1 protein-coding gene and 1 pseudogene are annotated in these 1,414 nt (G+C 38.6%); both read left to right on the top strand.

The annotated features are described in order from the left end of the window. Positions 1-226: 226 nt before the first annotated feature. Positions 227-343: pseudogene (locus L1272_RS23005) on the top strand (hypothetical protein); the annotation flags it as partial. Further along, a complete protein-coding gene (locus L1272_RS23000) occupies positions 316-1,251 on the top strand; it encodes a HipA domain-containing protein (protein WP_235374368.1) in 936 nt (311 codons plus the stop codon). The pseudogene L1272_RS23005 and the gene L1272_RS23000, both read left to right, overlap by 28 nt. The last annotated feature ends 163 nt before the right edge of the window (positions 1,252-1,414 follow it).

The raw sequence follows: 1,414 nt of genomic DNA, 5'->3' as shown, positions 1-1,414 counted from the left end.
TCAAAACACACCGCCAAGTGAAAGAGCCGTAAAAACTTCACGCGCTTTAAGTCAGAAAAAAGACTAGTTACCTCTTGCTTGACTCGCCCTTGAAAGGGTGAGATTGCGCAAGCCTAATGTTCAAAATGAAATGACGTTAGATACAGGTACTAAACGTCCTGTTTAGAGCTTTTTTGATAATCTTTTACCCGAAGAAAACGCGCGCAAATTATTAGCAAAAGATGCGCAAGTTGACTACTACGATTCATTTGCATTACTAGAAGTGTCAGGTATTGAGTCCGCTGGTGCCTTAATAATGTTGCCTAAGGGGGGGGCTTGCCAGATCCAAGTGCTGAGCCTCTAGAATTATCTGCTCTTTCAGAGAGGATAAAAGCTCTCCCTAAAGCACCATTGAATAAGAGACAAGGTAGTAGGATGTCACTCGCTGGGGCACAATATAAAATGCTAGTTATAAAAAAAGGCTCTGATTTTTTTGAAGGTAATGCAGGTACGCCTTCCACTCATATATTGAAACCAGATCATTCAGAGCCTGATGATTATTGGCAAACGACTTGTAATGAATGGTTTGTTATGAGGCTTGCTAAAATGATGGGTATAGATGTACCAAAAGTGGAGTTATTGTATGTACCTGAGCCTATCTATTTAGTTGAAAGATTTGACCGGTATGGTAAATACCCGAATCAAGAGCGTCGACACATTATTGATGCGTGTCAACTATTGAGTTTTGGTAAAGATTTTAAATATGCAGCTTCAACTGTTGAAATTTATAAGAAGATATTGGGCAAAGTTCGGACTAAGGCACAAGATACAATAAAGCTATATCGCTGGGTTATTTTTAATTTTCTTATAGGAAACGGTGATGCACACCTAAAAAATATTAGCTTTTATTATGGGGATGGGGATCCACAGCTGACACCATTTTATGATTTATTGTCTACGATAATATATGTGCAAGAAGGGACTAAACCACTTGAGCAAAAATTATCAATACCGATAAATGGAAAAGAAACATTTGATGAATTAAGGCGAGATGATGTTTTGGCTTTTGCAAATGAAATTGGCATGCCAGACAAGGGAGCTGCAACTTACTTAGATTCCATGGTTAAAAACATTCAAGGTGTATTTGAGATTCTTTACAAAGAAGTCCTAGAAATGCCAACTACCCCTACACGCGCTGTAGAGTTACGTATGCTAAGGGAAATACAATATAAAGTTTTAAATGAAATGGTGGAAAGGTTAAGAATTAGCTAGTTGCATCAACTAAAGTAAGTTGAAGCATGAGAAACCCACGGCTAGCGCATTTTAATCCCAGACTCTAACAGGGTTGAGCGGTAATCATCGTCTAGCCCTGCCATTTTCTTTTTCCTCGCCATACTAGCTGACTTAGATGTATCTTGTTTAAAAAGCGCCATGG

The sequence above is a fragment of the Pseudoalteromonas sp. PAST1 genome, assembly GCF_021532515.1.
Lineage (GTDB): Bacteria > Pseudomonadota > Gammaproteobacteria > Enterobacterales > Alteromonadaceae > Pseudoalteromonas > Pseudoalteromonas simplex.
This window is presented reverse-complemented; position numbering and strand designations above follow the sequence as displayed.